Consider the following 8,716-nt stretch of genomic DNA (forward strand, 5'->3'; position numbering starts at 1 on the left):
GAATGAATTATTAGCCAAAGGTCCTAACGGAAATAATGCTGGTAGTCCAACCGAAATGATAGGTCTCTTTATTGCGAGAAAAGTACATGGTAATAAAAATGTAAGATGGAATGCTGATGATCTTTGTGCTCCTTGTGCTTTACCAACAAACCCACCACCAGCTGGTAATAACCAAAACAATGTATTCCGTAATAGTTTTGATGTGGAATCTTGGCCAAACCCTTCAGATACAGTATTCAACTTGAAACTAATTACAGTTGATTTGAACACAGAGTCCAAAATCCAAGTATTCGATATGAGTAACAAATTAGTACACTCTAACACGTTTGATCCAGAAAAAGTATATCAATTTGGCAACAAACTTGAAGCTGGTGTCTATATTGTTAAGATTCAACAAGCTAATGACTCAAAAACTATTAGACTAGTGAAATATTAATGTATTAATCTAAAACTTTAAAAAGCTCTACTTTCCGTAGAGCTTTTTTTATGCGTTCTAGATAACAAAAAAATCATCATTAAATATAAAGCCTAACCAAGCACCGTTTGAGGGCTTAAAATCATAAAAATCAAAACTTATAAAAATTCTCAATTCATCTCTCTTTTTTAGCATTTCGTCGAAAAGTAACGAAAACCTTACGAAACAACGTAAGAAAAGTTGCAGAAGCAAAATTATTACGTGACCTTTAAAGTGCTATTAATCAACACATCTTCTCATAAAAGAATTGTTGTAACCAACCCAATCTACAGTAAATTTACATTAACGCATAATGCATCTTTCTTAATAGATGTTTTAAAGTCTATACTCATGTTTTGGTAATGCTATTAACCAACAACCAAAACACATGAAACGTTTTTACTTTCAATTCACTTTTGCTTTTTTATTTTTATTTTCAATTCATACCAATGCTCAGGGCACAGAAACTTTTGAAGCACCTCTGCCTCTAGGATCCACTTCGTGGACTAATGCGGGTCTCACCTTTAGTACGAGTTCGAGTAATTTTACCTCAGCAGAATTTGCGAACGCCGGAGCAGGAGACTCAGATCGGTTTTTAGATAATCTAAGTGCACCAGCAATAAATTCTACATATTCTATTAGCATTACAGGTGGCGCAACACTATTTACCATGGAATCTATGGAAATGTATACGTCGTCTATCGCTACGGGAAATAATCCAACAAATGATGGAACTGTAACTATAAGAGGACTAGTTAGCGGCACTCAGGTTTTTACGTATACAAAAGCAGCGGGAACATACCCTACGTCCTTAATTGGAGCGGATAATGGATTCTTTTTAGTTGATTTTACTGGATTACCTGGAGTTGGTGATGTTTCGAGTATGAATATTGATGAGTTAGAAATCACGTTAAATGGAGCCTTCCAATATTTTTCACTTGACAACTTTGAATTCGACAACCAAGTCTTAAATACAGACCCCCCAGAGGTACAGAGTATTGCTGTTTTAGGGACTCCTAATAGTACAGCAACATCGGTTGATTTCCTTGTCACTTTCAATGAAGACGCTTTTATGGTTGATGCTAGTGACTTTATAGTTGATAACACTGGGACAAGTGGAACTATTTCAGGAATTAGTGGCTCAGGAACAGCCTATACCCTTACTGTAAGCGCAATTTTGGGTGAAGGGACTATTAGTATTGATCTCATTAACGGAAATAATATAGAGGATGCACTTGGGAATGGTCCAGTAGCTGCATTTACATCTGGTGAAGATCATATTGTATCGCGCTGTTTTCAAGAAACTTTTGAGGGCTTTTCAGCTAATGATTTCTCATTTTCTTCAAATGGAGTTACTTTTACTACAGGTACTGCCAACTTCAACGTAGAATTTTTTAATAATGGAGGCGCAGGAGATTCCGATCAATTCTTATCGAACAACGCTGATCAAGGAACAGGAAAAGTGTACAACATCACAACACCTGGAACAGAGATATTCACGGTTGATGCTATTGACTTCTATCTCTCTTCGATACTTAATGGAACAAATCCTACAAATGATGGGACATTGACCTTGGAAGGAAAACTTTCTGGTAGTACTTTATATACCATACAAAAAACAACAGGGTTTCCTATTGACTTTAATGTAAATAACGGGTTCTACGTAGTTGATTTTGCTACTGAAGGTGCGGCAGACTATAGTCTAACAAATATTGATGAATTACAAATTTCTATTGGAGGTGCATTTCAATACGTCGGATTGGATAATTTCGAACATTGTGAGGAAGTTACTGCAGGCTCACCTCCTATTGTACAAAACATAAATTTAATTGGAAATCCTCCAGCTAGTTCGTCTTCAGTAAATTTTGAAGTTGTTTTTAATGAGGATGCTGTCAATGTGACTTCTAACGATTTTTCACTAACCGCATTAGGGTCAGCTACCGGGACAATATCAGGACTAAGTGGTTCAGGAACCACCTATACGGTAAGTGTAAATAGTATCTCAGGGGAAGGAAGTCTTAGACTCGATCTCAATGCAGGTACTGATATTGAAGATCTTAGCGGTAATACGCCACCCGATCCTTTCTTGGATGGAGAACGATTTATAGCTTCAATCTGTAATGTAGAGACTTTTGAAGGTCTTTTAGATGGAACTTTTTCATGGACAACTAATACTATTCCTTGGTCTTCGGGAGCTGCTTCTTTTAGTGCAGACGAATTTATTGACGCCGGAGCAGGTGGATCTGATCACTACATCGATAATCTTACAAGTCAAGGTATCAATGATATTAATACTATTGCCATTACGAATACGCAAATGGTAAAAATGGGGAGTATGGAAATATATGTCTCTTCTTTATTAAACGGAACATTTCCTACTAATGATGGAACGGTAACTATTAGAGGAAAGCTAGATGGCACTACATTATACACCGTTACAAAATCTTCTGGTTTTACTACTGTAATTGGAAGCAATCAGGGATTTTATCTTTGGGATTTTGCTACCGAAGGTGGCGTTGACCATTCTATGACAGATATTGATGAGATTGAAATCGAAATAGGAGGTTCTTTTCAATATGTAGCGGTAGATAACTTTAAATTCTGTTTTGATCCTAGTATCACACCGGTGATTACGTGTCCAGGTGATATAACCCAAAACACGGACTCAGGATTATGCAGTGCAGTAGTAGATTTTGAAGCTACTGATAGCGTTGGTAATCCTACTTCAACTATTACGTATTCTCAAGATCCTAATACAATATTCCCTCTAGGCACAACAACAGTGACTGCTACAGCTACTAATGATGTGGGAACAGACTCATGCACATTCACAGTAACGGTTGAAGATAATAGTGCGCCCGTGATCACTTGTCCTGAAAACATAGTAGTCAATACCACTCCAGGAGCTTGCAGTGCAACGGTAACGCTTGGAGGTGAATTAATAACAGAAAGTTGTAATTTATCACAATATTCGGTTACTGTAGATGGAATTACAACAACAGATTACATATTTACTGAAGACCTGAATCAGCCTCGTCAGGTAATTATAGGCCCAGAAGGCAATGTATATGTTTCAAATTTTGATTGTGCAAATGCTCCTGACCCTTATGATAATCTTTATTATGGTACTATTAAAAAATTCGATGGAACGACCGGTAATTTATTATTGGAAATTGGAGGCCCTTGTGGGTCTACAAGTTTGGCTTTCCCTAGAGGTCTAGATTTTGGGCCTGATGGAAATCTCTATGTGGCCAGCAATTTTTCTGGTGAAATATTACGTTTTAACCCAAACACAGGCGCCTTAATTGATGCATTTGTGCCAAATCCTTTAGGCTTAGGTAATTATTGGCGACCATCAGGACTTGTATTTGGCCCGGATGGAAATCTTTATGTTTCGTCTATAATTGATAATTCAGTTAGAAAATATAATGGACTGACTGGGGCATTTATGGGAGATTTTGTAACAACAAGTTCTGGAGGGTTATCATTTCCAGTAGGACTCGATTTTGGTCCTGATGGAAACCTATATGTAACAAGTATATTAACAAGTTCAGTATTAAGATATAATGGAGCAACAGGTGTTTTTATTGATGCATTTGTTCCAACAGCTTCAGGTGGCTTGTTTCAGCCAGAAGATTTAGAATTTGGGCCTGACGGCAATTTATATGTTTCAAACTTAAACCCAGGACAGGTATTGAGTTATGATGGTACTACAGGTGCATTTATAGAAGATGTCACTACTGGTAATATTAGTTTAAATAGTGCAGATGGCTTGACCTTTGGACCAGATGGAAAACTATATGTTTCAGATCCTACAGGCAAGGTGATTATTGTTCCTGGTTACCAGAACGTTGAGTTTCCTGTCGGAACAACAACTGTAACCGTCGATGTTGTAGACGCGGGTGGAAATCCTGCTAGTTGCTCATATACAGTGACTGTAAACGATACTGAACTTCCAGTGGTTGATTGTCCAGAAAATATTAGTTTAATTGCGACCAGTACTAATGGAGTAACAGTGTCTTGGACGCCACCAACACCAACAGATAACTGTAGTATTGACAATGTTGTCATAACTTCTAGTCCAACTGCTGGATTGACAAATGGTTCCACATTCCCAATAGGCATAACAACGGTTACTTATCAAGTAATAGATGCATCAAGTAATACTCAAGAATGCTCATTTACAGTAACAGTAACAGGCATAGCACCAGTAATTGCGTGTCCTGTTGATATAACACAAAACACAGACCCAGGATTATGTAGTGCAGTAGTAGATTTTGAAGCTACTGATACCATTGGTATTCCTGCTTCAACTATTACGTATTCTCAAGATCCTAATACAGTATTTCCTGTCGGAATAACAATCGTTACTGCAACGGCTACAAATGCTGTTGGTTCAACATCGTGCATGTTTAATGTTATTGTTGAAGACAATGAAGACCCAACCTTTACCTGTGTAGATGACCAGACTAAAGATACCGATCCTAATACCTGTGCATATGAAGTTCAAGGAGGTGAATTTGATCCAACTAATATTGTGGATAACTGCCCTGGTGCAACAATAGAAAATGATTACAATAACAGTACAACACTTGATGGAGCTGTTTTCGATTTAGGAACTACCACAGTCACTTGGACGGTTACAGATAATGGGGGCTCTCAACCTAGAGTTGCCGTATTGTCAGCGTCGGATTCTAATCCGCGTTGGGAAGATGAAGTTATTACTAAACTAAATGCTACTGGTGTTTTTAAATCAGTAGATGACATTGATGTTGAAATTCAAACACCTACTTTGGCAACCTTGCAAGAATACGATGCGGTACTTGTTTGGAACGATGAACCGTTCTTTGACACGGTAGCGCTTGGTAACGTCCTTGCCGCTTATGTAGATGCAGGAGGAGGCGTTGTTGTTAATATGTTCACCCAATGGTCTCCAACTACTGTTGGTCAGGATATTTTTGATCTCGAGGGTAATTTCAGAACCGGTGGGTACATGCCTTTGGATGCTAACCCAGCAGACTTTGCGACTGGAGGTCCTCACACTATGAATATTATCAATGGATCTCATCCAATTATGCAAGGTGTTACTAATTTTAATGGTGGTTCTAGTAGTTTCCGCGCTATCAATCTTTTACTTCAACCCGGAGCTAGCCTATTGGCCAACTGGTCAACTGGCGATCCATTGATTGCTTATAAAGAGCCTACCAATGGTAAAACAGTATCACTAAACTTTTTCGCACCTTCATCAGATAGCCGTCCCGATCTTTGGGATGCCAACACCGATGGAGACTTAATCATGGCTAATTCATTGGCATGGGCTGCTGGTATTGGCAATACCGCCACCTGCTCTTTTGATGTTATTGTCGAAGATAAAGAAGCTCCAGTAATTAGTTGTTTGGACATTACAGTGCAGTTGGATGATAATGGTATGGCGAGCATTGATGCTTATGATATCATTAATGGTTCTGATTTAACATCTAGTGATCCTTGGCTCGGCTTTGTTGGAATCTTCGAAAATGGCAATTATACTGGAGGTTATGGAGATGTTTTAGCTAATATCACTTCTGCTTTTGATGGACCAAATGAATTAAGGTTACAACCTAATTTTCAATCACAAAATGCTTCCAATTTAGATATACAAGGAAGCACTTACATTGAGTCTGATAATACGACTGATACACCGTTACGCTTCAGTGGTTCAACTCTTGAGAACACACTTACCAGCGCGCACAACGCATTTGCGTTTATTAGAACATTCGATAGTTCAGGTGATTTTATAGAAGAAATAAATGATCCATTAGAAGCAAACTCAGATTTTTCTGTACAGTACAATGTGCATCCTGATGCCTTTAGAATTCAATATGGATTTACAGTTCAAGGTCCTGGTGCTGATAGTAATGATGAAGCCGATTTAGGAAGTGTTTTGGTGTCTAATATGAGAGTTAATACTTTCCCAACTGATGCTTGTGGTATTGCTTCTGTCTCAGCTAGCCAAACAGACTTTGATTGCTCTAATTTAGGTGGTGCAAATACAGTTACTGTAACTGTTACTGATGTCAATGGTAACATATCTAATTGTTCTGCAACAGTAACCGTTGAAGATAATATAAATCCTGTTATTGAATGTGGAGATACATTGAATGTATTCTTAAGTAATATTGGATCACTTTCCATTACACCTGATCAATTATATGATTTTGTTGGTGATAATTGTGAAGTATATGATATCACTTTATCACAAGATACGTTTAGTTGTGACGATGTTAATGGGGATTTAGATGATTTGATCATCTCTGAATATATAGACGGTCCTGGTTTTGACAATGCTATCGAACTATATAATGGAACTGGTGTAACTATAGATTTATCAGATTATAGCCTTATCGTTACTAATGATTCTGGAGTGATAGACGAATACTTTTTAGGTGGAATCGTCGCTGATGGGATTCCTGCAATAATAGCTCACCCGTCTTCAACTTTTTCGGGTGTTGTTGCAAATAACACACCGGAATTAGATTTTGATGGAAATGATGCTATTGCCTTGAAAAACAATAATAGTGGTGCCATTATAGACATATTACCTGTGTATTCTTCCGGAGTGTCATTGAATGGCACAACGCTAATCAGAAACCCAGATGTGAATGCTGGAAATCTATCCAATAGTAATGGAGCAGATGGATGGACACAGTTCGATAATAGTATTATTGGTAATTTAGGTAGTCATACTATCAATATAACTACCAACGTAAATAACGTAGAGGTCCTAGTAACAGATACTAGTGGTAATACATCAACCTGTATTGCTAATGTAATTGTTAATGATGATATCCCTCCTATTGCACTTTGTCAGGCAGTAACTGTGCAATTAGATGCTTCTGGAAATGGAATCTTAACAGCTGCAGAAGTTGATAATGGGTCATACGATGAGTGTAGTAATATTAAATCACTTGAATTAGATAGAACAGCGTTCTCTTGTGCAGATATTGGTGAAAACATTACTGTAACCTTAACAGTTGAGGATACCTATGGTAATCTAGCGTATTGCACAGCCAGTATTACTGTTGAAGACAATGTAGCTCCAGAAGCTATCTGTGTCCAAACATTAACAGTACAATTGGATGCCAGCGGTAACACAAGTATCACTACTGATGATATTGATAATGGTTCTAACGATGCCTGCGGTATTCAAAGTCTGACTTTAGATATAACTGACTTTACATGTGCTGATGTTGGTTCACCTGTAACTGTAGAGCTTACAGTAACTGATAATAATGATAATGTATCAACTTGTACAACCACAGTAACGGTTGAAGACAATGTCCCTCCTACTGCGCTTTGCAAACCAGCAACAGTACAATTGGATGCTAATGGAGAAGCGAGTATCACCATTACTGATATTGACAATGGTTCTAATGATGCCTGTGGTATTGCCAGCAGAACCTTAGATATAACCGCCTTTACATGTGCAGATGTTGGTTCACCAGTAACTGTAGAGCTTACGGTAACAGATAATAATGGTAATATATCTACCTGTGAAGCCTTAGTCACTGTTCTTGGTGATATACCAACGGTAACTATTAATGCGCCTGAAGAACTCCCTGAGTTTTGTCAAGGAGCCGTATTAGTACTAACTACTGATACTACGAATGCTGCTTCTTATCTTTGGTCTAATGGGGAAACTACAGAAAGTATTGAAGTTGGTCCTCAAGGTGGAACATTTACTGTAGAAGTAACGTCCGCAACTAATTGTACTGCTTCTGCAACTTACACTGTAGCGCCTTTTGATGAAAGCACCTTATTATCAGCATATACTATTCTTGCTGAAGAAGAAGTCTTCTTACATGGTTCTAATGTAGTACAGTCTGGTGGTATCGGCGCAACGGATGCTAATGGACTTATCAAATTACATCAGGCAACTACAGTTGCTGAATTTGGTAGAGCTGCCAATATTACTTTAAACCAAGGTAGTACTATTTTTAATCCTATTTATCAGCCTGCAAATATTCCATTCCCTAATTTTGTGACTAATAATTTATCGAATAATTCTAGTCCAAATCAGACCATCAATACGAACACATCTGTGACCTTAAATGGTTCTGTCTATGGAAAAGTAACAGTGAAGCAAGGTGCTACAGTAACCTTTTCGCAATCTGATATTTATATTGATAATTTGAAAACATTTGACGGAGCTTCTATAGAATTTACCGGTTGTGCTAATGTATATATCAATAATAAATTTATGTTGGCCCAAAATGGAACTAT

The 8,716-nt window shown here is 37.7% G+C and carries 2 protein-coding genes; both read left to right on the plus strand.

The window, feature by feature from the left end:
- On the plus strand, window positions 1–436 hold a 436-nt coding region (locus tag V7719_RS18665; RefSeq protein ID WP_335731457.1), incomplete at its 5' end, for a T9SS type A sorting domain-containing protein.
- Between the two features lie 406 nt (window positions 437–842).
- Window positions 843–8,716: HYR domain-containing protein (locus V7719_RS18670; protein ID WP_335731458.1), on the plus strand; the 7,874-nt coding region annotated here is incomplete at its 3' end.

This window comes from Psychroserpens sp. (assembly GCF_036960315.1).
Lineage (GTDB): Bacteria > Bacteroidota > Bacteroidia > Flavobacteriales > Flavobacteriaceae > Psychroserpens.